Raw genomic sequence first — 22,168 nt, forward strand, 5'->3', positions numbered from 1 at the left:
ACCGCAGCTCTAGAGCGGGAAGACGGTGAACCGGCTAAGTACTCTTCGGTCGGCGCCCCCGCCGACGATTTTTATATCGAGACTCAACGCTCGACCTTCGCTAGCAGCACCGACCGATGCGACTGACACGCCCAGCGCCAGCAGCACAGACGGAATCAGTCGATGTCAAGATGGGTAGTTTATCATGGTGGCGGGGTGCCGCCCACTACTCCGAGGACGCTCACCGATGGTCTGGATCTAGCGGGGCGCGTGGAACGGTTGCCTTCGGCTGCGTCCGATGTATTCGCCACAAGCGGGAGATCCGCTGCTACGCAAGGATTTCCCGCCTGCGGTTCACGTAGTCCCAGACGACGTAGCGGTCGAGGTCGCGGCCGGCCGTGAAGAACACGCGCCCGGTGGTGGATTCCGCCAGCCGGTAGGCGAACCGCACGTCTTCCTCGGTTTGCGACCAACTTGGCAGCAGGAACAGGTTGATTGTGATCCCTTCGCGTTGGCACAACCGACCCTCGCGCATGGTCGCTTCCTCGGTGCGTGGGTCCGGCGGGTAGAGCAGAAAAAGTTCTTGCCCCTCAAAATGCGCGGTCGGCAAACCATCGGTGATCAGCACGATCTGTCGGTTTGGGGTGTCCTGCACGCTGAGCATCTTCCGCGCCAGCGACAGGCCGTGCTGCAGGTTGGTGAAGTGCGGCGGCACCATCTGCTCGGAGACGTCGGGGTTGCTCATGTCGGCCCGCAGCCGCACCACCGGGTTGGAGATCGTCACCGGTTTGGGCATCAGCGTCACCAGCTTCGAACGTTCAACGACCCTCGCGAAGCTGAACGCCTCGATAAAGCCAAGCCAGTCGCCAGGGAACTCCTTCCGCATCAGTCCTTCGAGCGCCAGGGCCATCCGCTTGACGTTGATGTACTGGCCGTCGTAGCGCATCGAGCCACTCATGTCCATCACCACGGCGGTGGCGCACTTGGGGGTGTTGCGCGTGCGGTGGATCAGCAGGTCGTCCGGATGAAGGGCGAACGTCGAGGCTTCCTCGGCGTTTTTCTTGCTGCGGATGACGGTGTTGGTGATGGTGCTCACGAGGTCCATGTTGGCGATCGAGTCGCCAAACTCGTACGCTTTGGTCGACTGCGTTTCGACGGCGCCCTCGCCTACCACCGGGCCCTGGTGCCGGCCGGTGCGCGAGGCCTGCAGGTCGCTGAACAACCGGCTTAGCAGCTTCCCTTGGAACACGCGGTAGGCCTGCGGCGTGAGCCGGAAGTTCCTGCCGGAGTGCTCCAGGCCCTGACGCTCGGCCGCCTCGCGCAGGTAGTCCTGCACCTGTTGTTGCAGCGTCGAGAGCTGCTGCACGTCTCCCGGCTGGGCGAACTCCGCGAGCAGCTCCATATCGATCAGGCCGATCTGGGCCGTCTTGGCCGCCTCTTCGAGCTGCTTGAGCAGCTCCTCAATCTTGTCGAGCTCCTCCTTAACCGCGATTGCCTCGGCGACCGTGAGCGACTGGTTGCCCGTGAAAGCGTAGCGGGCGACCAGTTCCTCGATCTCGTACTTCTCGCCCAGCCGCTCTAACACCCGCACCAGCCCGCGGGCGAACGAGCCCTGGTCGTCTCCCGCGGCGTACCACAGCCGCTCCATGTCGCGGAGCTGCTCGCTCTGCACCGCGTGGTGGAAGCGGTCGCGGTGCTGTTTTGGCGCCTCGGTCTCGGCCGCCTGCTTGCGGAACGCCTTGGCGGCCCGTTTGCGGACCGAGCGTGTCTCGTAACGCTCCAGGATCTTCCGCTTCCGCTCTTCCAGCATCGCCCGCAACGCCTCGATGCTGGGGCCCAGCCCGGCGATCTGGCTCGGGTCGAGTCGAACCGCGCGCGCCAGTTCTTCTTCGGAAAGCTCCCGCCCCTCGCCGAACATCAACATGTGTTCAAACGCGGCCGACACCAGGTCGGGCGGTTCTTCGGTGGGGCTGGGGAACCGCGCGGGGTCGTACTTCTGGTACGTGTGAATCACGCCCCCCAGATTGTTTCGATCAGCCATACACCAGCGCGTGGTTGGAACTACTAGGACTCGCGGTATTCTAGTCAGGCGGCTCAAAAAGGCACGCGAACGCGTTCACGCAAAACGAACTGCCAAGTGCGCCGGGGCTAACGAAGTCGGGCCGAAAAGCGATCGCGTCGGCATTGCGCGGCCCGGCAGAAACGTGTTTCCTCGTGCTTGCGTGCGCCTTTGGTGGCGAAAATCCCTAGAACCAGGAGAAGAAATGGACCCGTTCCTTGCTGCGGCGATCGAGGAGGCGCGCCTGGGGCTCGCCGAAGAGGGGATCCCCATCGGCTCGGTGCTGGTGCTTGATGGCGCCATCGTGGGGCGGGGACACAACAGGCGGGTGCAGCGGGGGAGCGCCATCCTCCACGCCGAGATGGACTGCCTAGAAAACGCGGGCCGGCTTTCGCCCGCCCAATACCACCGGGCGACGCTCTACTCCACACTCTCCCCGTGCGACATGTGCAGCGGCGCCGCGCTGCTGTACGGGATCCCGCGCGTAATCGTGGGGGAGAACCGCACGTTTCAGGGGCCGGAAGACTACCTCCGCCGGCGCGGCATCGACCTGGAGATCCGAGACGACGCCGAGTGCGTGGCGCTGATGGAGGCGTTCATCGCGGCCAGCCCAGAGTTGTGGAACGAGGATATCGGCCAGGAGTGACCGCTACTTGTCCCAGTCCGCGGCGAGCCGATTGGCGGCTTCCAGCTCTTCGGGGGTGTTAACCTCTGGCACCGACGCGTCCACCAGCGAGACCCCGATAGTGTATCCGTGCTCTAGCACGCGGAGCTGCTCTAGTCCCTCGCTGGCTTCGAGCGGCGTGGGCGTGAGTTGGGCGTACTGGGCGAGGAAGTCGCTACGGAACGCGTACAGGCCCAGGTGATGATAGGCGGGCGCGGGGCCTGGATTGCGAGGGTACGGGATCGCAGACCGAGAAAAGTAGAGCGCCCGGCCGTCGACGCCCGTGATCACGGTCACCACGTTCGGATCGTCGGCGCCATCAGCGGGCAGCGGGCAGCCGATGGTCGTCATTTCTGGCCGCTCACCCCGCAAATAGGGGGCGACCAAGGCCTCCAGCAGCCCCCGGTGCACAAACGGCTGGTCTCCCTGCACGTTGGCGACCACGTCGTAGTCCGGGTAGCGGGCCGCGACTTCGGCCACTCGGTCGGTGCCGGTGGCGTGATCGGCGCGGGTGATCTCTACCTCTCCCCCCGCGGCGGTCACCACCTCGGCAATCCGCTGATCGTCCGTGGCGACAACCGTCTTGCCAAAAACCCCGCTTTGGGCGGTAGCGCGGTGCACCCGCACGACCATCGGGATGCCCCCGACCAGCGCCAGCGGCTTGCCCGGGAAGCGCTGCGAGGCGTAGCGGGCGGGGATAACCGCAAGAAGCTTGGTGGGGGCAGGCATAGCAGAAACACGCAAAAAATGAGCCCGGCGGGATTCGAACCCACGACCCACGGATTAAAAGTCCGTTGCTCTACCGACTGAGCTACAGGCTCGCGACGCCTCATTTTTAGCAGATTGACGGCCGATCACCCAGCGTCCCATCGATGGCGAACTCGGCGAGCCGCAGTGGCGTAGGGGGTGGCGCAGCCGACCGGACTCCGCCGGCAAAGTTCGCTCGGTTTCCCCACGCCGCACCCGGAGGACGCTATTCCGAGGGGGCGTGCGGCTCTTCGGCGCCCTTGTTTTCACGTTCTACCGAGCACGACTGTACGATCGCCCGGATCGCCTCGACCGCCTTCTCAATATCTTCTGGTTCGCTAATGACCTCGTTGTTGATGACGAACTGCATCCGCACGAACTTATCGGCGTGGGGGCGCCAAACCGCGTAGAGGCTGAGGCGTTTCACGTCTCGTCCGTCTTCTGTCTGGAAGCTCATCTCCAGCGGGTCGCTCACCCACACGTGCTCCAGCTTCGACTTTGGTTCTGGCGCAAAACGGATCATGGCGTTCAGCCGGGTGTGGGACTCTACTTGCTCGGAATACCTTTGCGTTTGGAGCTGGAGCGTGTCGCCGTTTTCGGGGTCTGCGACTTCTAGGGCCATGAGGATCGCGTCTTGCTCCGCGCGGTAATCGAACACCACGATCCCGTCAGACCCGGGTCCCTGCATCGTCAGGTCGCGGCGGGCCGCTTTAGGGATACGGAGCGTTCCGACGTTGTCCAGCACAGCGACCGGGTCGCCCAACTCCAGGTGGTCGACGGCCCGCGCCGTGTCGCGCCACCGCCAACTCTGGATGGTCGCAGTCGCTAGCGGGAGTTCTTGGGGGCCATCCAGCAGGAACAAGATCCGGTAGATCGACCCGCCGCGAGCGCAGGCGACCACCGGCGAGGGCATCGATCGGTGCCGCTCGACCAGCTCGGGGTTTGCATCTTTAGGAACCGAGGGCTTGGTAAGGCGGACCGCCGGGAACCCGTCGAGCTGGAATTCTTCGAGCGCGTATCCCTGACGCGTGAAGAGATCGGCGGCGCCGCGGAGGCTCTTGCCACGGCTCGGTTGCAGGTCGATCGCGAACTGCGACCAGTCGTCGTCCGCGTCGTTCTCGGGAAGCCAGCGCCCCACAAACCCGGCCGGGGCCATCGCGGGGTCGCGGCGCCATCCCGGCGGAGGCTTGATCGCTAGGCCAAAGGTCGGAAAGTCGTCGTAGCCGGCTGGCAGCCCGGCTTCCGCGGGCGTCCCAACCGGTGCGGTCGGCGGGGCCGCGGCTTCGCGCGCCGCGGGGGCAGGGGGCGCCGGCGCCGGTTTTTCGCAGCCGGCCGTTAGCAGCGTCAGGCAGGCGAGCGACAGGGCTTGTCGTAGGATTTTTTGCATTGAGGGGCTGCCTTTCGGAAGCTACGGGTGCGGCGATCAGCCGGTGCGCTAGGGGGCGACCCTCGCGTCGTCCGCGACTAGGCCTCTAGACTAGCTGGCCTTGAGAGCAACGGAAACGTCCCGCCGGGCGGCTGCCCGCCGCCCCCCACCCCCGAGTGAGGGCCCGTGTACTGGATCGTCTGGAGCATCGTTGGCGGTTTCATCGGACTGATCGCCGGGGGGGAACTGCTGGTCCGCGGCGCCACGCGGCTCGCCCTGGCGGCGAAGATCTCGCCGCTGGTGGTTGGCCTAACCGTGGTGGCCTTCGGCACCAGCGCGCCCGAGCTCGCCGTCTCGGTGCAGTCGTGCTACGCGGGTCAGACCGACCTTGCGATCGGCAACGCGGTGGGGAGCAACCTGGCGAACATCCTATTGATCTTAGGCGTCAGCGCCATTGTCACTCCGCTCGCGGTCAACGTCCGGCTGTTCAAGCTGGATGTTCCGGTGATGATCGCCACGGCGGTCGCCTTGTACTTAGTCGGCCGCGACGGGGTGATCTCGCCGCTGGACGGGGTCGGGTTCACCGTTGCGCTGGTCGCCTACTTTGCGTGGACCCTGGCGGTCGGGCGACGGGAATCGCAGCTCTTGGCCGCGGAACTCGACGAGCTTGCGCCCGCGCAGCCCGGCGGGGCCTTCATGGCGGGAGGACTCGCGCTGCTGGTCGTGGGGATCGCGCTGCTTGTTTACGCTTCGGGGATCCTCGTCGAAGGTTGCACCGAGCTAGCACGCTTGGCCGGCGTCAGCGAGCTGGTCATCGGGTTGACCGTCGTTGCGATCGGCACGTCGCTTCCCGAGCTCGCCACAAGCATCATGGCTGCCGTGCGCGGCAAACGCGACTTGGCGGTTGGCAACGTGGTGGGCAGCAACATCCTCAACATCCTCGGCGTGCTCGGCCTCTCTGCGATCGTCTCGCCCGGCGGGATCGCGGTATCGGCGCCGTCGTTGGCTTTCGACATCCCACTGATGATCGCGGTCTCGCTGGTCTGCATGCCAATCTTCAGCAACGGCATGGCGATCCACCGCTGGGAAGGCGCCGTGATGCTAGCGTTCTACGCGGCCTTCCTTGCGTTTTGTGGGTGGTCAGCGGTCTACCTGCACGGCGCTCCGGCCAAGCCCTGGATGCTGGCTGCGTTCGTCGTGCCGCTGATGGTGGTGACCGGCATCTCGCTCATCGCTAGCAAGAAAAGAGTAGACCGCCAGTAGCGCGTCCAACGTCGAACCCCCCTCTACGTCGCCGTGCGCGACAGATGCTACTTGGGCGCCGCTTGCTTCTCTTTCTTAAACTTCAGTGACGCAGAGTTGATGCAAAAGCGCTGGCCGGTTTCGGTGGGGCCGTCGTCAAAAAGATGCCCCAAGTGGGCGTCGCAGCGGCTGCACCGCACTTCGGTCCGCACCATGCCGAGGCTGTTGTCTGGCTTGAGTACCACCGCGCCATTGGCGGCCGCTACGTCGAAGCTGGGCCAGCCGCAGCCCGATTCGAACTTTGAGTCGGACTCAAACAACAACTGGCCGCACCGCACGCAGCGGTACTCGCCGTCTTCGGTGACGTTCCAGAACTCGTTCTGGAAGGGTCGCTCCGTGCCGGCTAGCTCAGTCACGCGGTACTGCTCCGGCGTGAGCAACTTCTTCCAGTCGACCTTGGAGAAGTCGGTCCCGGGCGGCAGCTCATCGGGCAGCGGCTGGGGGGCCTCGGCCGTCGTCTCCGGTTCGTCCTTGCGGAGCTTGTCCGCGAAGACCTTGCGGAACTTCTCCAGCTTCGGAACGATCACGAGCTGGCAGTAGCGCTGCTCGGGGTTTTCAGCGTAGTAGTCCTGGTGGTAGCCCTCGGCCGGGTAGAACTCTGCCGCGGGGACGATCTGGGTGACGATCGAAGCGTTGAACGCCCCCGACTTATCGAGCTTCTCCTTGAGTTCTTCCGCCAACGCCTGCTGCTCCTGGTCGTGGTAGAAGACGGCGGATCGGTACTGCGTGCCGACGTCGGCGCCCTGGCGGTTGAGCGTTGTGGGGTCGTGCGTCTTCCAGAACACTTCGAGCAAGTCGGCATAACCGATCTGCTTGGGGTCGTACTCGACCTGGATCGCCTCGGCGTGGCCGGTGACGCCCATGCCGACCTGTTGGTAGGTGGGGTTGGCGACCGAGCCGCCGGTGTAGCCCGAGGTGACGCCGTAGACGCCGCGCAGCTCGCGAAAGACCGCCTCGGTGCACCAGAAGCAGCCGTTGCCGAAAGTCGCAAGCTTCAGGTTCTCCGGCTTGGGAGCGGAGCCCTGGGGGCGGGGGCTGGTCGTCTCGGCGCTATGGCTGTTCATGGCGAAAAAAGTTCCTGCGGCTATCCCAGCGACCAGCAGCGGCGTAGTCGCCCAGAATCGGCGGAGTGGATTGGAAGCGAACGGCATGGGCTGCTCCTTGTGGGCAGAGGGGCGACTCTTTCCAAAGGTACGTCTTTGACAGCGGAATGGTTTCGGCACGCGTGGGGGCGGCTCGCCGTAGTGTGCGGTGGACCCCACTTATTGTAGCGTTGCTAGGAGGAACTGACCCGCGGAACGGCCTGAAGTTCCGCCGCTTTCCGGTAGCCTAGAACCCCCGCCCGGTCGTAAACCCGCCTCCCGTCGGACGCCGGACCGATGGCGCCCGCGCAGCCGGGCGGCGGGGCAGGGAAGGGCGGGGGGGGCTCCACCTGCCGCGGCTCCCTCCCCCCGATCGCATGTCAAACCCCCCCCGCGCCGCGTGCTGGATCGCGGCGCCGGCCGCCTCGGCCAGCACACGCATCAGCACGTAAGAGAACTCGCTGTCCATCACGCCGCCGCGGCGGCCGTACTCGCGCTCTACCCAGTGGGGGGCAAAACGTTGTTGGGTCGCTAGCTGTGTCCACAGCTTCTCTGCGCTCAACTCGCCCCGCAGCAGTTGATCGACCCACGACGCCGGGCTGAAGCCTTCGGGGAACACCGACCGCACCGAATCGAACTCGTGCGACCGGAACCGACGGGCAATGTCGGCCAGTTGCCCCGCGCCGGCAACCAGCTTCTGGCCATCCGCGCGGACATCGGCGGCTTGCCGGCCGGCTTCCGCGACCCGTCGATTGAGCGCGGCGATCTGTTCCACCAAGCGGTCGTCGGTCGTCTCCGGCGTCGCCCGCGCCCGCGCCGCGAGGGCGGACTCCTTCAACTCTCCGAGCGCCTGCTCGACACGATCAACCGCCTGCTTGTAGAAGGCGTTCTCACGCTGGGCCAGCGCGTGCTGCTCTTGCTCGATTTCATCGCGCCGGCCCTGCTCTGCTTCGAGGCGGGTGATGAGTGCGTCGCGTTGCTTGCCCGCTCGGACCCCCTCGGTGAGCGCGGCCGTCAGCCCGATCGCGTCGGAGTGCTGCTGCTCGATGGCCTCGACCTGCTCCATCAAGCCGGCGAACTCGCTCCGCCGCCGCTCGACCTCGGCCGCCATCAGCTCGGGGGTGATGCGTAAAAAATCGTAGCTCTGCCGCGCCCGGGGCCAGTCCACCAGCTTGGCGACCCAGCGGTCGAGCCGCCGCGTGAGCCCGCGCCCGGCGTAGCTGGGCGCGCCATAGTTGCGCCCTACCAGGTACTTGAACATGCGGCTCCGCTCGTACGCGGGGAGCTTCGCCTCGGCCTCCTGCTTGGCTTCTGCGACGCGCTGCTCGTTCTGGTGGAGGGCGGCTTCGGACTTGATCGCCTTGGCCGAGAGTTCTGCGAACTGCGCGTCTGCTTGAAGCGTCTCTGCCAACCGCAGTTCGAGAGACTCGCGACGCTCGACCAGCTCGTTGAGCGACGCCGTGGCCTGCTCCAACTCTCCCTCGATCGCCTGCCGTGCGTCGAGGGTGGCCTCCCATCGCTGCCGCAGCTCCGCTTCGCGCTGCTGCTTGCGGGCCAGCAGCTCCGAAACCTCGCCGCGCACCTCTCGGATCGAGCGTGCGACGGTCTCGCGGTCGAGCCGCGGCAAGTAGTGCTCTGCCAGTTGCTCGAGGGCGCCCGCCCGCTCACGCAGGTCGGCCTGGATGTGAGACTCGAGTTCGGCGGTCCCCCGCGTGTGGCGTTCGGCATCGGAGCGGGCGGCGCGCGCCGCCGACTCGAGCACGCGCAGGACATCGGCGCCGCGGGTGTAGGCGTTTACCATTGCGTGATTTGCCTTCCGCGTGCGACCGGGGCGCCCTCGGCGCCCGACATCTGCACCTCGACGTCTGTCTTGCCGCGTTCTTTGCTTGCGAACACCGCCTCGTCGAGAACGCCGTCGGCCTGCTTGTCCGCGGCGATCCGCTCGAAGACCGCCTCGGGGACCTGCTCGCCCCAGGTGGTGACGGTCTTGAGCTGCCCCGTTTCTGCGTCGCGGATCTCCATCGGCAGCGGCCGGCCCGCGGAGTCGAGCGCTTGGACGATCACGTACTGGCCACTCACGCGTTTGCCCGATTCGTCCTCGAAGTTCCGCTCCACGCCCGATCGCGGCTGCTGGACAATCCGCAGCGTGTACTCCTGCTTGAGCGTCGACTCGAGGCTGGCGATCGACGCCAAGACGCTCCGCATGTCTTCGGGCCTGCCCGACTCGCGGAACGCTTCGGCCGACTTGACGAACGAATCGACCCTCGCCTGTACGTCGGGGACGACGGCCATTTCCTGCACCGCCGCGGCGCTTTGTTGGATCTGGCCGAGCAGGTCGTCCGCGATCCGCTCGTTGCGGGCCGTCCCCGGCAGAACGCCGCTGGTTGCGAGCGCCCACCACAGGACGGCGGCCGAGGCGATCCCGACGGCCCATTTGGCGATCGGGCCGCGGCGGACATAGACGCTCGCCGCGAACGTCTCCATCCCCGGCTCTGGCGGCTTGAACTCGTGGAGGTTCTCGAAGTAGGCCGCGATCGCGGCGTCGATCTCTTGCTCGGTCACCGGGTCGCCCGAAACACGGGCCGCCTCCAGCAGCCGCTCTCGCAGCATCTGCTTGGTTTCGTCGCGGCTGAGCTGCTGCTCGGCAATCCGGCGTTCGCGGCGCAGCGTGCCCGCCACGTCCATGATGCGCGTCATCTCCGCGACGGAAAGCTCCGCGGCGGCGGGGGGCGGAGCGGTTTGCTGTGCGGCGGGCATGCGTTCTCGTGGCGAGCCGGCGGCTGACGCCGACGACTCGCCTTGGGTTCAAAGGATTCTTGTCGCGGCGCCGCGATTATTGTCTACTTCCGTTGCAGAACCAATTCCCCGTTGTCCCTTTGTCTAGCAGCACCGCTATGGCCTCGCAGACCGCCGTCAAGACCGAGCCGACCCTCGACGCCAAGTCCGGCTCAGGGTCCGGCATGCAGAAGTACCTCGACCGCGCCAAGGAGGTGCTGGAAAAGTTCGGGCTCAAGCCGGGCGAAGAGGCCCAGAGCGAGCTGGTCCGCTTGCTGGAAGAGGTCCGGCACGTCGACGAGCCGAAGGTGGTCGCGATCGCCGGCGTCGTGAAGCACATGAGCGCCTTCAACCAGTTGGTGCGCGACAACGTAGAAAACATTAATGTCGGCAATCGCTACCTCGACATCAGCCAGGCGTTCGACTCGATCCGCGAAGACTCAAAGCGGCTGATCGCCCAACTCGACGACGGCAAGATCAATTTCACCGAGCGGATGAGCAACCGCTGGATGAACCTCCGCCGCGGCTCGCCCCACTCACGGTTCGAGAAGATCGTCGACACCTACCAGGACGTCTGCAAAGACACCAAGGACCAGTTGGTCCGCGAGCAGCAGATCATGGACGGCTACATCGACTTCCGCTTCGCACTGAAGGAGGCCGAGGTGCTGGCGCGTGAGGTGCTCGAAGAGCAGATCCCCCACCTCGAAGCGGCCAAGGCCGCCCTCGCCGCGGCCCAGCAGGCCGTGAACGACTACAAGGGGGACGACGAGAGCCAACAATCGCGGCTCGAGCTGGCCCGCGACGAGGCGAACGACGCCTACCAACGCGAAGACCGCGTCTACCAGTTGTTGAAGGACATCGCCGAGAACCTCTCGATCGGCTACGACGTCGGCGAGACGCTGGTCACCAAGCTGAAGCAGACGCACGACGTGAAGGACCAGGTCTACCGCCGCGCGGTGACCTTCTTCACCACCAACGAGCACGTCTTCACGATCCTCGGCACCGTCTACACCAGCCAGCAGGGGCTGCACGAAGCGACGCAAAGCACCGAGGCGCTCAAGGAAGGGGTCAACAAGAGCCTAGAAGACGTCGCGGTGCTCGGCCGCGAGCTAGAACGCGCCGCCCTCAAGGCGGGCTACGGCAGCACGGTGAGCCCGGAGTCGCTAGAAAAGCTCGTCAGGGCGATCAGTGACTACCAGATCGAGTCGCTGCAGATGGTGGCAGAGCTCCGCAAAGAGAGCGAAGAAAACGCCCGTCAGATCCGCAAGGTGGTGGAAGAGGGCAAACGCCGCTACCAAGAGACGCTGGGCAAGTTCGCCCTCGGCCAAGACTTGCAGTAGCGGCTCGACCGTGCGAATAGCCGACGGGCTCCGCCCCGTCGGCGTGCGTCACAACATCGTGACAACAATCCACAGCACGATCAGCGCCACCACCGCGTAACCCATCCAGGCGAGCATCCGCGGCTGCCGCTCGCTCCACGACTGGCCCCCGGCTTCTCCGTCAACAAACCAGTGGCCGCACTCGGGGCACTGGTCCGCGTCCGAGTAGACCTGGGCGCCGCACTCCGGGCAGGGGTCGGTCGCGTCGTCGTCCGGTTCGTCCCAGTCTTCAGCCACGTTGCACCCTACCTGCTGTGGCGAAGCGGGAAAGCCCCAGGAAGCCGACCGGCAGCGGACTGGCGCCGTCGATGGCCAGGTCCGCCAGCGCCTCGCCCAGCACCGGCGCAAACTTAAAGCCGTGGCCGCTCAGCCCGGCCGCGAAGACGACGCGTGGCTCGTGAGGCCAGTGATCGACGATAAAGTGCTCGTCCGGGCTCATCGTGTACAGGCAGACCGCATGGTCGGTCCGGCGCTGCGTCACCGCGGGAATGCAAGCAGAGACGAAGCTCTTCAAATCCGCTTCCTCTTGTAGGTCGATCGAGCGGTCGACCAACAGCGGATCATCGACCGGCTGCCCGCCGGCGTGATCGCCCACTTTCACGCCCCGTGCGTCGAACGACGGGAGACCGTAATAGACCCCGCTCGGCAACTCGAACAAGAACGGCGGCATCAGGCTCGCATCGGCGGCCGGGTCCGATCCGAACCAGAACAGGCTTTTGCGACGGACCCGCAGCGGGACGCCCATCTCTCCGAGCATCGCGCACGCCCACGGACCGACCGTAATCACCAAGCGACCAGCCCGGTACGCGCCGCCGCTGGTCTGCACGCTGAAGCCGTCCCCCTCTGGGACCCAACCAAGAACCTCGGTGTCGACTACCAGCTCCGCCCCCAGCGTCCGCGCCGCCTTGAGGCACGACTCGACGCAGCGTTCGACAAAGAGGACCCCGCCGGTCGGCTCAAAGACGCCGGCGCAGCCCTCGGGCACGCGGAACTGCGGCCAGCGGTCGCCGACCGGCTCGATCGGCAGCCCGTGTGTGCTAGCCGCACGCTTGACGCCCGGGACGACCACCCCGTCGGCTGGTCCGAACTCTACCAGGCCCGTAGGGCAGAACAGCTTGGCGCCCGACTCGGCTTCTAGCTCGGCCCATAACGCATACGAACGCAAGGCCAACGGCACGTAGTCGGGGTGCTCGAAGTAGGCCTGGCGGATCATCCGCGTGTGGCCGTGAGAGCTGCCGTGGGAGTGGGGCGGGGCAAAGCGATCGATCCCCAACACGCGGAGTCCACGCCGCGCCAGTCGCCACATCGCGGCGCTGCCGACCCCGCCGGCGCCGATCACGATGGCGTCGTAGCTCGGCATGGCCTTGCGAGGTAGGAGGGACCCAGGCCTACCAGTGGTGGTGGTGGCCGCGACCGTAGTGGGCGCCGTAAATCACCTGCACCCGCGGGCGAGGCGGAGCTACATAATACACCGGGGCGGGCGCGTAGTGGCGTTCGACGATTACCGGTTGCGGCGCCGACTGGTAGACGGGCGGGCCGCCGACCGGGGCGTGCTGCATCGCGGAGATCACCGGCTCGCTCACACCTGCCTGGTGGAGCTGGATGATGTCGGCTACTTCCAGACGGCGTTGGACGCCGCGTTGACTAACCTGATTCACAACCAGCGAGTCCGAGAGACCACTGCGGCACATCGCCACCACGTCGGCGGTAGAGACCGCGGCCTGCACGGCCACGGCGCGTTGCTGCTGGGCGTAGTAGCGGGCCTGCTCTTGCTCTTTGTCCTTGGCGTTGCCAAAGACGGCCCCGACTCCGGCGCCAACCAAGCCGCCGATCGCCGCGCCGGCGCCGGCCTCGCCGTTGTGGTCGCCGATCAGGGCGCCCGCAATCGCGCCGGTCACGCCGCCTACCGCGGCCCCACGCTGCGTGTTCTGCGCAACCGCCGGCGACGCGGAAACGGCACACGCCAACAGCAATCCAACAAAAGCTCGCATGGCATCCTCGGTGGGATCTAGGCCCGGACCGCGCGTAGGTGCGCGGCCGCGGCGCAGTGCTTCTTAGGGGATATCGGCGGACCGGGCCACGGCAGTTGAGCGGGTCTATTGGGCCATGGCGCCAGCTTCGCCGCAGGCGGTCTGTCCGCTGCGACCGTTACCGTTTCACACGATTGCGGCAACTCACTGCCGGCACGGCCCAGAAGCCCGGCGCCGTGGCGCCCGGCAGCGACGATCTCCACTCGGTCGGCCGCCTATCCCACCCCCCCCATCCGCCGAGCCAACCCGCATGGCTATTGCAAACACCGCCGAAGAGGCCCGTTCGATGTTGCTAGCAAGGATGGAGACGCGTCTTCAATCGTTGCTGAGCGAGCTGGATAGCCTGAACCAGCGGATCGAGCAATCGGTCGCCAAGCTAACGCCCGTCGACTGCGAAGCGTTGGGTCGGGCGCAAGCGGCGTAGATTCTCGGCAGCGCGACGCCGGCGCCACTTCCACGACCGAGCGGCGGACGAGAGTCCGCCGAGCGTACACCAAGCGACTACCCGCCCGGCCCTCGAAGCGCCGCGCCGCAAGAATACCGCAGGGCGCCAATAGACACCGCCCGCCTGTCTCATCGAGACAGGCGGGCGGTGCTGTACGTTCAGTATTTGTTTTCTTGCCTAGACGGGCGGACTAGCCGACCACCTTGACGGTTTCAGCCCGCGGGCCCTTGGGGCCACGGCCTTCGGTGTATTCAACCGACTGCCCGATCTGCAGCTCGTCGAACATTCCGCCTTCCACCGCCGAGTGGTGGAAGAACAGGTCGCCCTTCTCGCTGGAGATGAACCCGAAACCCTTGTCCGTCAACTTCTTGATTTTGCCTTCAGCCACGAAACTAACTCTCCGAGCACGTTTGTGAAATCGCAGGCAGCAGAGCCGTGCCCCACCCGCTGCCCTAGCGCATCAACACCCCCCAAGTACAACTCGATAGCGGGGGCGGTACCTTAGGGAGCAGAAGGGGCCGAAACCGCCGCGCCCGAGCCACGAATGGCTCGACCCGTGATTTGGCCCATCTAAGGACGACGCGAGAGAAACCCAACATGGCCGCTAACCGGTAGCTAGTGCCAACAAGAGTGGTCTCAGACGAAATCTTTCGAAGGGCCGGAACAAACGACAGCCGGTTGGCTGGCATCCGCTTGGTCGCCTTCACTCTCCAAAGTGCAAAGGAAGCTTAGCACACTCGGGCGGACAGGTCAATCTTTCTATTGCGGGTTTTTCCCGGGTTTGGCGCCACGTATTCGGTTTTTTGACGCAATCTTCCGCCCGGTCTGGTCTGCGTGTCCGCCGCACCCCGGCTCCAAATTGCGGCAAATCGAGGCCGAGTCTGGCCCAGGGAAGAGAGAAGTCGGTGACCAAACGCCCTTGATCGCTCTGGCCGCGGCTGGGGCGTGCCGGTCCGCCCAAGAATCTGGCCGGATTGGGCGATGTTGGTCGTGCGCCTTGGACCGCAGCGGCGTTCTAGGCGTGAAGGGCCCGTTGGCCCTATAATTACCCGCCAAGGCGAGCAGCCGCCGCCACGCTTAACCCCCGAGGAACCGTTAGCCATGTCACGCCAGTCGCTTTTTGTAGGATTCCTGTCGCTTGCTTCCTGCGCCGCAATGGCCAGCAACTGCTTGGGCCAGGTCAGCGTGGGCGTGGGACGAGGCGTTTCTGTACGAACCCCGTACGTTGGCGTCGGGGTTGCGCCCTGGGGAGGCGTACGAGTTAACGCGCCGGGCGCCGTGGTCCGCACACCCGGCTACTACTACGGGCCGCGGCGGGTGGTGGTTGGCGCCCCGTACGGCGCCTACGGGTACCGGGGATTCGGCGGCTACTACGGCGGGCGGACCGTGGTCACTGCCGGCCCAGGCTATGCGGTCGAATCGACCGAAATCGCCTCACCGACGCCCGCGTCGGGCGTCGTTACCGCCAGCGCAGCCATGAGTTCCGCTCCGCCCGCGTCCCCCATGCCCCCAAAACTCAGTTCGCTTTCGGTGGATGAGCTCGGGGCGCTGCTTGTGGATGCTTCTGCGTCCTTGCACGCCAGGCTCGACCTGTTCGACGGAGGCGAGGGTTGGCAGTCGTACTTCGAAACCTCCGCGAACGGATGGACTTCCGAGAACGCCACCGACAAGCTGCTCCGCCGTTTCGACTCGGTGAGCCGACAAAGTGAGTTTTCGATGATCGCCCAGTTGCCCGAATTCCAGGCCGTCCACGAGATCCTGGCCGCCTATGCGGCGAAGCTCGCCGAGCCGACCCCCACGGTTCCGCCTGCTCCGTCGGCCGGGGTGTCGGTTGATGTCAAAGCCCGTGGCGCCAATGTTTCTGTGCGTTCGGGCGCCGAGTCCATCCCCGCACCGGCAGCCTCGAAGGGCGGCGCGAAGGCTTCGCCGGCCAGCGAGCGTTCGGTGCTGATCGATGTCAGATAGCGGTGTGCGGTAGAACGCCGCGCCGCTGAGCGAGTCATGCAAAAACGCCCCGTCTTTCACCCATGAAAGACGGGGTGTTTTGCGTGACCGCTTCGGTAATTGGGCGCGTCAGGACCCGTGGGAGCGAGCCTGCTCTGCGTCGCCATCAGCACGGTCGTAGATCAGGAAGGGCGCCCTCCGCTGGCGGAACGCATCAACGCCCTCGTCCGCCAACCGTCGCAACTCGGCCAAGCCGCCTCCGCTGAGCACTTCGTCACGGATGCTCTCGCTGCCGAGCAGGCGGTTGAACGCCGCGGGGTCCCAGTCGTCCGGGTAGAGCCGCCGCAGCACGCAAGCGATCGCCAGCCCCACGTCCACGGTCGGGAGGGAGTCGCTGTCGGTAATGATCAGGTCGGCGCCGCCGCACCGCACGTCGGCGTGCTTGCTGGAGTTTGGCGTGAAGTAACGCGGCACGGCGACCAGTCCCGGAACCGCTTCTGCGTTTAACGCAGCGGCAAACTCCCAAGGATCGACCCACGGCGCGCCGAATACTTCGAATGGGGTGTCCGTGCCGCGGCCGACCGACACGTTGGTTGTTTCCAGGATGCCAACGCCGGGGTAGAGCTGCGCCGCAGTGAGCCGACGCATGTTGGGGGACGGATCGACCCACAGCAGGCGGGTCTCGTCCCACAGGCCAGACGGGCGCCACCCCGCCATCGGAACGACCACAAGATCGAGCTTCAACCCTTCATCGGCGGCGAACATCTTCGCCAGTTCTCCCGCGGTCATCCCGTGCACAATCGGCAGGGAGTGCGCCGCCACAAACGATTCGGCGTCGTCGTCAAGCATCGGGCCCTCGACCCGCACGCCCCCCAGGGGGTTGGGGCGGTCGAGCACCACAAACCGCAGCCCACCCTCTGCCGCGGCTTCCATCGCCAGCTTCATTGTCGAAACGTAGGTGTAGAATCGCGCGCCGATGTCCTGGATGTCGAAAACCAGCACGTCCAGGTCCGCCAACTGCTCGGCGGACGGCTTGCGGCGTTCTCCGTACAGGCTGGCGATTGGCAGGCCCGTGGCGGAATCGACGTCATTGCCGATGTCGCTTTGGTCGAGCAGTCCCTGGGCGCCGTGCTCCGGGCTGAACAAACGGACCAGCTCAACGCCGGGCGCCGTGGCCAGCACGTCGATCGTGCGGCGGCCCTGCCGGTCGAGGCCGGTGTGGTTGGTAATCAGCCCGACCTTTTTGCCGGCCAGCGGCGCGAACCCCTGTTCGCGGAGGGTATCGATCCCCAGTCGCACTCGGCTTCCGGGACCGCCCGGTGCTGCTAGCGGCGGGTCGGCCAGCGCCGGGGACATCCAGGCCAATAACATCCAGGCCAGTAACGTCCCCGCCACACAAACGCGGCGTAGCACGGTCATTGGAGAACTTTTTCGGTTTGATTGCATCATTGCTCCGTAGCCAGTTCGCCGCCGTCGCGCGAGGCGAGCGCCAGGTACGCATCGGCGTCGATGTCGTCCTCCACGAAGCGAACACTCCCGTCCCCCAGGGCAAAGTGGCCGCCGCCCGGATGGAAGCTGCCGAACGGCAGGTTGTTGAACGAGATCGTTTGCGCGGCGCCGTCGGGCATCGGGGGGCGGTTCTCGGGCAGGTGATCCGCGTAGTAGCCGGTTGCGTTGAGGTCTGCGTTGAGCGGCGCCTCGCGGCTGAGGTTCTTTGCCGAGCAGACCGCGGTCTGCATCTGGGGCCCACGCGGGGGCCGGCCCGCGACGGCCTGCCCCGAGTCGCGTTGGCGGTAATAGCTGCCGAAGGTCCAGGTGCGAAGCTGGTACCAGCGTTCCCCGACGAGAGCCGTCTTGCTCATGCCGTCGGAGACCCTGCGGACGGGCACCGCGGTGTCGACCCCCATCAGCCCGTCCTTGTTCACCGGCCCTAGCAGCGGAACGTCGCCGCCGACGCAATCATCGCCGCGTTTGCACTGCTGGACCCCGGCGCGGCTGGCGTACGAGCCAAGCACTCCGGCGTAGGACATCACGCGCATCGACGTGTACTTGCGGCCGCGTTCGTCTTCGATCTCGGGGTCGCTGCTGCACTGGTATAGCGGTATCTGCACGCTGTTGGCCAGTTCCAGCGTTTCGGCCGTTTCGGCGTAGTTGTCCTGGATGTCGGCGGCGACCGCGGCTTCTTCTACGTACGGCAAGATGAACACCTGCCAGCCGAGGCTGTTGAGCTTCTCTGCGGGCGAGTTGTTGGACGCCGGAGGCAGCGCCCGCCGGGCCGACTCGTAGTTGGCGCAGGCAAGCGCGATATTGCGGAGGTGGCTCTTGCAATCGCTGGCGCGGGCCGCTTCTCGCGCCGATTGAACGGCCGGCAGCAACAGCGCTGCCAGCACGCCGATGATGGCGACGACCACCAGCAACTCCACCAGCGTCATCCCCCGCAACCGGCCACGACAAGTTGGCGCGAGGCCATATCTCCAACGATGCGTCAAAATGAACCCCACGAATACGAGCAGAAAACTTACCGTTGGGCAGTATGCCGACCCGCGGTGCGGGGTCAACCGCTCAGAAATGGCTCTCGATTCGCTCTTTTGCGCACGGCCACGCCCAGCGGCGTCCACCCCGGGACCGCTTCGTGGGGCGATTTCTCCTGTCCAAACCCCGCCCGACTTGGTCAGAATAGAAAATTCGGTTCCGCGCGTGACAATGTTCCGGGCGAGCGGCCTAACAAGATAGCGCTCTGTCACCATGATCGGCCCCAGCATGAGTCTCTCGGACTCTCGAGTTGCAGCAATGCTAGCGGACGCCCGGCTCGGTTCGGGCGAACAGTTGGGCGGGCTGCTAGAGCACTACAAGAACTATTTACGGTTGCTGGCGATGGCGCAGATGGAAGAGAGGCTCAGCGCGCGTCTGAGCCCTTCGGACATCGTTCAAGAAACCTTCTATGAAGCGCACCGAGACTTCCAGCAGTTCCGGGGCGGCAGCTCCGCGGAGCTGCTGGCTTGGCTGCGGGCTGTCCTCGTGAACAACCTTCACCGTGCCGTTGAGCACCACCTGGGAACCGAGAAAAGAGACATGCGTCGTGAGGTTTCCATCGAACGGATCGACGCGTCCGTAGAACGGTCTGCGTTTCGTCTGGAGGGAGTGCTGCAAGACCCAGGTAGCTCGCCCAGCCTCCGCGCCCAACGGCAGGAACGCGAGGTGGCGCTCGCCGACGAGCTGGCACGCTTGCCCCGCGACTACCGCGAGGTGATCGTCCTGCGGCATCTGAGCGGCATGCCGTTCGAGCAGATCGGCGAGCGGATGAATCGCAGCCCAGGCGCCGTGCGGATGCTTTGGCTGCGCGGCGTGCGGCAGCTCCGCGAGCAGATGGGGGACGGTTGGAACCGACGCTTTGAGGAGCCCCAGCGATGACCCGACGTGAAGCCGATACGCTGTCTGCCACCACGCCGCTGGCCGGGGCCTCGCAGGACGACGCCGATCAGCGCCTGGCAGAACTTCTCGACCGATACCTGGTTGAGCTGGAGTTGACCGGCGTGCCGCCGGACATCGACCGCCTGGCGGCCGGCTCCCCAGACCTAATCGAGGCGCTCCGCCGCGACGCCCAGGGCCTGCGTGCCCTCTGTCAGATGACGGCCGGCATGCGGAAGGAGTCGGCCTCGGCAGACCTCACCCCGCCGGCCGGCTCAGAATCGCCGAGCGCGCCGGGCGGCGCGGCGCCCCGGATGCTGGGGGATTTCTTGCTCGATCGAGAGATCGGCCGCGGGGGCATGGGGATCGTCTACGAGGCGCGGCAGCAGTCGTTGGGGCGCCGCGTAGCGCTCAAGGTCCTCCCGTTTGCATCGGTCCTGGACGAACGCCAGATCGCCCGCTTCCGCACCGAGGCGCAGGCCGCGGCGCAGCTACACCACCCGCACATCGTGCCGGTGTACGCGGTGGGCGAAGAACGCGGCGTCCACTACTACGCGATGCAGCTTGTGGCGGGGCAGTCGCTTGAGCAAGCCATCGCAGAGATGAAGCAGGCAGACGGGTCGCGTCCCGAGACCGCGCCTGTGAGCGAGCGCGCGCCCGCCGGCGCCGGCTCAACACGCACCTTCCGCGGCGACCCGGACGAGGCGACCTTTTCGACACGCGTCTCGGTCCGTAGCCGCGGCCACTGCCGCGCCGTGGCCCGGCTGGGCGTGCAGGCGGCCGGGGCGCTGCAGCACGCGCACGAGTACGGCGTCGTGCACCGCGACATCAAGCCGTCGAACCTGCTGATCGACCGATCGGGCAAGCTGTGGATCACCGACTTCGGGTTGGCGCGGGTCCAGACCGGTTCCAGCGTGACCGTCTCCGGCGACGTGCTGGGGACGCTCCGCTACATGAGCCCCGAGCAGGCCCACGGCAACGGCGCCGGCGTGGACGCCCGCACCGACGTGTTCGCCCTCGGCGCCACGCTGTACGAGATGCTGACGCTCACCTCCGCGACCCGCGGCAAGTCGCGGCAGCAGTTGCTGACGCACCTCGAGTCGGGCGACATTACGCCGCCGCGGCAGCTTAATCCTGGGATCCCCTTCGATCTAGAAACGATCGTGATGCGCGCCCTGGCGAAGGCGCGGGACGAGCGCTACCCTTCGGCCCAGGAGTTGGCGGACGACCTGCGGCGTTTTCTGGCCGGCGAGTCGATCCACGCCCGCCGACCGACGCTGCTCGACCGCGCCGCCAAGTGGGCGTTCCGCAGGCGGCGGATGGTGGCCGTGGCCGCCGCGGCGCTGGTGCTGGTGGCTGCCGTCTCGATCATCGCCGGGCTGGCGCTGGCGCGCGAAGGGCGTCGCACCGCTGCGGCGCTCGACCAAGCAGAAGCGAACCTCGCCCGCGCCGAGACCCATTACCGGCAGGCGCGCGAGGTAGTCGACCGCCTCGGCAGCGGGCTGGCCGACCGGTTGGCCGAGCTGCCGGCCGCGGCGCCGCTGCGACAGTCGGTGCTCGCCGACACGCTGCGTTACTACCGAGAGTTCATCGAGCAGGCCAAGGGGGACGCCATGCTCCGCCGCGAGCTGGTAGAAACCCAGCTCAAAGCGGGGGTCGTTGCGTACCGGCTGGGCGACTACGCCGCGGCCGAAACCCTCTGCCGCGACGCGTCGAGCGGGGCCGCCGAACTGGTCTCCGCCGGCGGGCCAAACCCTTCACACGCCGACCTTGCCCTCGCGGCGCAGAGCAAGAAGGACCTCGGCGCCGTGGCGGCGGCCCGCGGCGACCTGGCGGGGGGCGAGGCGGCCTACGCGAGCGCCATCGCCGTCCAGCGGCTGCTGCTCAAGAGCATCGGGCCAGAACCCGAGGCCCGTGGCGACGCGGTCCGCGGGCTTGCCGAAACCTACACCGCCCTCGGGCTGCTGCTGGCCAGCAGCGGCGACCACGCCCGCGCCGATCGGGCGTTGGGAGACGCGGTGCATCTGCTCTCGGGCGACGCCATCGGGTCCAACCCCGACAACGCGACGCGTCACGCGCTGGCCGTCGCCTACAACAACCGGAGCTACGTCCGACGGCAATCCGACGCCGAGGCGGCGCTCGCCGATTGTGGGCAGGCGATCGAGCTGCTCAGGTCGCTGGCGGCCGCAGAGCACGCCCCGGCTTCGCAACGACGCGACTTGGCGCTTTCCTACAACAACCGAGGCGCCCTGCAGGGCGCTGTGGGGGATTGGCCCGCCGCCGCAAGCTCGCACCTCGACGCCATCGAGCTGCTCCGCACGCTGGTGCGACAGGCGCCGGCCGTGGTGGACTACCGTCGTGAGTTGGCGGTGAGCTGGAGCAACCGTGGGCAGGCGCTCGGCCACACCGCGGACGTCGCGGCTGCCGACGACGCCTTCTCGCAAGCAGAAACACTCGCCCGCGAGCTGGTGGAAGACCAGCCCTCGGCCATCGGCCCACAGAGCCTGCTGGCCGGCGTGCTGAACAACCGGGCGATGCTGAGCGAGTCGCAGGGCCGCCTGGACGACGCGGCCGCCGCGCTGGCCGGGGCGATCGAACACCAACGGTTGGCGTTCGAGGCCGCCCCTCAGGTCGGCGAGTTCCGCGAACAGCTCAGCAAGCACTACTCGAATTACGCCCGGGTGCTGTGGGCGGCCGACCAGCCGGCCGACGCCGCCCGGGCGACCCTGGCCCGCAGCCGGCTGTGGCCCGACGACAGCGAGCGGCTACGAGGGATTGCCAGCGAGGTCCGCGAGGCGGCCCGGCGTCTGCGGGACGCCCAGGGCGAGTCGTCTGAGCCGGAGCTGATCCGACAGCTCGTGCGTAGAACGGCGGAAATCGAGTCGCTCACGCAGCGGCTGGCAGACAAGGAGGGATAGAACTTGCATTGGAACCGCATCAAGCGCAAAGTAGGACGCGCCGTCTACGGCGTTCCCGTATGGCTACATT

Annotated in this window: 19 protein-coding genes and 1 tRNA gene; 7 read left to right on the forward strand and 13 right to left on the reverse strand. The window is 66.6% G+C overall.

What is annotated here, in order from left to right; all coding sequences use genetic code 11:
• Positions 1-307: 307 nt before the first annotated feature.
• The gene (locus Pla175_RS07700) at positions 308-2,020 is read right to left on the reverse strand and encodes a vWA domain-containing protein (RefSeq protein WP_145282816.1); all 1,713 of its coding nucleotides are present in this window, start codon (positions 2,018-2,020) and stop codon (positions 308-310) included.
• A gap of 223 nt (positions 2,021-2,243) precedes the next feature.
• On the opposite strand from Pla175_RS07700, the gene Pla175_RS07705 reads away from it, so the two are divergent.
• A complete protein-coding gene (locus Pla175_RS07705; RefSeq protein ID WP_145282818.1) occupies positions 2,244-2,684 on the forward strand; it encodes a nucleoside deaminase in 441 nt (146 codons plus the stop codon).
• Positions 2,685-2,687: 3 nt separating this feature from the next.
• Here Pla175_RS07705 and kdsB read toward each other — a convergent pair whose 3' ends face one another.
• The 3 genes from kdsB to Pla175_RS07720 all read right to left on the reverse strand — a co-directional run bounded on the left by kdsB (position 2,688) and on the right by Pla175_RS07720 (position 4,836).
• Positions 2,688-3,431 carry a 3-deoxy-manno-octulosonate cytidylyltransferase gene (gene kdsB / locus Pla175_RS07710; protein ID WP_145282820.1) on the reverse strand — a complete coding sequence of 248 codons (744 nt, stop codon included), beginning with the start codon at positions 3,429-3,431 and terminating at the stop codon, positions 2,688-2,690.
• Between the two features lie 19 nt (positions 3,432-3,450).
• Positions 3,451-3,523 (reverse strand) — tRNA-Lys (locus Pla175_RS07715).
• A 152-nt stretch (positions 3,524-3,675) separates the two neighbouring features.
• Positions 3,676-4,836, reverse strand: a complete 1,161-nt coding sequence (locus Pla175_RS07720) for a hypothetical protein (RefSeq protein WP_145282822.1) — start codon at positions 4,834-4,836, stop codon at positions 3,676-3,678.
• 165 nt (positions 4,837-5,001) lie between these two features.
• Between Pla175_RS07720 and Pla175_RS07725 the strand changes: the two genes are divergently transcribed.
• Positions 5,002-6,078 (forward strand): calcium/sodium antiporter, encoded by a 1,077-nt coding sequence (locus Pla175_RS07725; RefSeq protein WP_145282825.1) that lies wholly within the window; start codon positions 5,002-5,004, stop codon positions 6,076-6,078.
• A 47-nt stretch (positions 6,079-6,125) separates the two neighbouring features.
• On the opposite strand, the gene msrA is transcribed toward Pla175_RS07725, so the two are convergent.
• The 3 genes from msrA to Pla175_RS07740 form a co-directional block, all read right to left on the reverse strand.
• Entirely contained in the window at positions 6,126-7,268 is a 1,143-nt protein-coding gene (msrA, locus tag Pla175_RS26440) for a peptide-methionine (S)-S-oxide reductase MsrA (protein WP_145282827.1), read from the reverse strand.
• A gap of 178 nt (positions 7,269-7,446) precedes the next feature.
• Positions 7,447-9,000: a coiled-coil domain-containing protein gene (locus Pla175_RS07735; protein WP_145282829.1), complete on the reverse strand. Its 1,554-nt coding sequence runs from the start codon at positions 8,998-9,000 to the stop codon at positions 7,447-7,449.
• The gene (locus Pla175_RS07740; RefSeq protein ID WP_145282832.1) at positions 8,994-9,956 is read right to left on the reverse strand and encodes a DUF6384 family protein; all 963 of its coding nucleotides are present in this window, start codon (positions 9,954-9,956) and stop codon (positions 8,994-8,996) included. Before Pla175_RS07740 ends, Pla175_RS07735 begins: the two co-directional genes overlap by 7 nt.
• Before the next feature lie 137 nt (positions 9,957-10,093).
• On the opposite strand from Pla175_RS07740, the gene Pla175_RS07745 reads away from it, so the two are divergent.
• The gene (locus Pla175_RS07745) at positions 10,094-11,314 is read left to right on the forward strand and encodes a cell surface protein (RefSeq protein WP_145282834.1); all 1,221 of its coding nucleotides are present in this window, start codon (positions 10,094-10,096) and stop codon (positions 11,312-11,314) included.
• 48 nt (positions 11,315-11,362) lie between these two features.
• Here the strand turns inward: Pla175_RS07745 and Pla175_RS07750 are convergent, their stop codons facing one another.
• The 3 genes from Pla175_RS07750 to Pla175_RS07760 are packed head-to-tail and all read right to left on the reverse strand — an operon-like array spanning position 11,363 to position 13,344.
• Positions 11,363-11,590: a hypothetical protein gene (locus Pla175_RS07750; protein ID WP_145282836.1), complete on the reverse strand. Its 228-nt coding sequence runs from the start codon at positions 11,588-11,590 to the stop codon at positions 11,363-11,365.
• Positions 11,583-12,713: an N-methyl-L-tryptophan oxidase gene (gene solA, locus Pla175_RS07755; protein WP_145282838.1), complete on the reverse strand. Its 1,131-nt coding sequence runs from the start codon at positions 12,711-12,713 to the stop codon at positions 11,583-11,585. The genes Pla175_RS07750 and solA overlap by 8 nt, the downstream gene beginning before the upstream one ends.
• Before the next feature lie 28 nt (positions 12,714-12,741).
• On the reverse strand, positions 12,742-13,344 hold the full coding sequence (locus Pla175_RS07760) for a glycine zipper domain-containing protein (protein ID WP_145282840.1): 603 nt from the start codon (positions 13,342-13,344) through the stop codon (positions 12,742-12,744).
• 289 nt (positions 13,345-13,633) lie between these two features.
• Between Pla175_RS07760 and Pla175_RS25865 the strand changes: the two genes are divergently transcribed.
• Positions 13,634-13,807: a hypothetical protein gene (locus Pla175_RS25865; RefSeq protein WP_197527336.1), complete on the forward strand. Its 174-nt coding sequence runs from the start codon at positions 13,634-13,636 to the stop codon at positions 13,805-13,807.
• A gap of 211 nt (positions 13,808-14,018) precedes the next feature.
• On the opposite strand, the gene Pla175_RS07765 is transcribed toward Pla175_RS25865, so the two are convergent.
• Positions 14,019-14,216, reverse strand: coding sequence for a cold-shock protein (locus Pla175_RS07765; protein WP_145282843.1), 198 nt, complete (start codon positions 14,214-14,216; stop codon positions 14,019-14,021).
• Positions 14,217-15,106: 890 nt separating this feature from the next.
• On the opposite strand from Pla175_RS07765, the gene Pla175_RS07770 reads away from it, so the two are divergent.
• Positions 15,107-15,793 carry a hypothetical protein gene (locus tag Pla175_RS07770; protein ID WP_145282845.1) on the forward strand — a complete coding sequence of 229 codons (687 nt, stop codon included), beginning with the start codon at positions 15,107-15,109 and terminating at the stop codon, positions 15,791-15,793.
• A 108-nt stretch (positions 15,794-15,901) separates the two neighbouring features.
• Here Pla175_RS07770 and Pla175_RS07775 read toward each other — a convergent pair whose 3' ends face one another.
• A complete protein-coding gene (locus Pla175_RS07775) occupies positions 15,902-17,191 on the reverse strand; it encodes an exo-beta-N-acetylmuramidase NamZ family protein (RefSeq protein WP_145282848.1) in 1,290 nt (429 codons plus the stop codon).
• A gap of 26 nt (positions 17,192-17,217) precedes the next feature.
• Positions 17,218-18,204 carry a DUF1559 domain-containing protein gene (locus Pla175_RS07780; RefSeq protein WP_197527337.1) on the reverse strand — a complete coding sequence of 329 codons (987 nt, stop codon included), beginning with the start codon at positions 18,202-18,204 and terminating at the stop codon, positions 17,218-17,220.
• 358 nt (positions 18,205-18,562) lie between these two features.
• On the opposite strand from Pla175_RS07780, the gene Pla175_RS07785 reads away from it, so the two are divergent.
• Positions 18,563-19,183 carry a sigma-70 family RNA polymerase sigma factor gene (locus Pla175_RS07785; protein WP_231954259.1) on the forward strand — a complete coding sequence of 207 codons (621 nt, stop codon included), beginning with the start codon at positions 18,563-18,565 and terminating at the stop codon, positions 19,181-19,183.
• Entirely contained in the window at positions 19,180-22,098 is a 2,919-nt protein-coding gene (locus Pla175_RS07790) for a serine/threonine-protein kinase (RefSeq protein WP_145282854.1), read from the forward strand. Before Pla175_RS07785 ends, Pla175_RS07790 begins: the two co-directional genes overlap by 4 nt.
• The last annotated feature ends 70 nt before the right edge of the window (positions 22,099-22,168 follow it).

Origin of the sequence: Pirellulimonas nuda (assembly GCF_007750855.1) — a bacterium.
GTDB lineage: Bacteria > Planctomycetota > Planctomycetia > Pirellulales > Lacipirellulaceae > Pirellulimonas > Pirellulimonas nuda.

What these genes read in the sequence shown, in the direction of transcription:
- Pla175_RS07700 (WP_145282816.1), bottom strand. Translation starts at nt 2,020, where the DNA reads ATGGCTGATCGAAACAATCTGGGGGGCGTGATTCACACGTACCAGAAG.
- Pla175_RS07705 (WP_145282818.1), top strand. Translation starts at nt 2,244, where the DNA reads ATGGACCCGTTCCTTGCTGCGGCGATCGAGGAGGCGCGCCTGGGGCTC.
- kdsB (WP_145282820.1), bottom strand. Translation starts at nt 3,431, where the DNA reads ATGCCTGCCCCCACCAAGCTTCTTGCGGTTATCCCCGCCCGCTACGCC.
- Pla175_RS07720 (WP_145282822.1), bottom strand. Translation starts at nt 4,836, where the DNA reads ATGCAAAAAATCCTACGACAAGCCCTGTCGCTCGCCTGCCTGACGCTG.
- msrA (WP_145282827.1), bottom strand. Translation starts at nt 7,268, where the DNA reads ATGCCGTTCGCTTCCAATCCACTCCGCCGATTCTGGGCGACTACGCCG.
- Pla175_RS07735 (WP_145282829.1), bottom strand. Translation starts at nt 9,000, where the DNA reads ATGGTAAACGCCTACACCCGCGGCGCCGATGTCCTGCGCGTGCTCGAG.
- Pla175_RS07740 (WP_145282832.1), bottom strand. Translation starts at nt 9,956, where the DNA reads ATGCCCGCCGCACAGCAAACCGCTCCGCCCCCCGCCGCCGCGGAGCTT.
- Pla175_RS07745 (WP_145282834.1), top strand. Translation starts at nt 10,094, where the DNA reads ATGGCCTCGCAGACCGCCGTCAAGACCGAGCCGACCCTCGACGCCAAG.
- solA (WP_145282838.1), bottom strand. Translation starts at nt 12,713, where the DNA reads ATGCCGAGCTACGACGCCATCGTGATCGGCGCCGGCGGGGTCGGCAGC.
- Pla175_RS07760 (WP_145282840.1), bottom strand. Translation starts at nt 13,344, where the DNA reads ATGCGAGCTTTTGTTGGATTGCTGTTGGCGTGTGCCGTTTCCGCGTCG.
- Pla175_RS25865 (WP_197527336.1), top strand. Translation starts at nt 13,634, where the DNA reads ATGGCTATTGCAAACACCGCCGAAGAGGCCCGTTCGATGTTGCTAGCA.
- Pla175_RS07775 (WP_145282848.1), bottom strand. Translation starts at nt 17,191, where the DNA reads ATGACCGTGCTACGCCGCGTTTGTGTGGCGGGGACGTTACTGGCCTGG.
- Pla175_RS07780 (WP_197527337.1), bottom strand. Translation starts at nt 18,204, where the DNA reads ATGACGCTGGTGGAGTTGCTGGTGGTCGTCGCCATCATCGGCGTGCTG.
- Pla175_RS07785 (WP_231954259.1), top strand. Translation starts at nt 18,563, where the DNA reads ATGCTAGCGGACGCCCGGCTCGGTTCGGGCGAACAGTTGGGCGGGCTG.
- Pla175_RS07790 (WP_145282854.1), top strand. Translation starts at nt 19,180, where the DNA reads ATGACCCGACGTGAAGCCGATACGCTGTCTGCCACCACGCCGCTGGCC.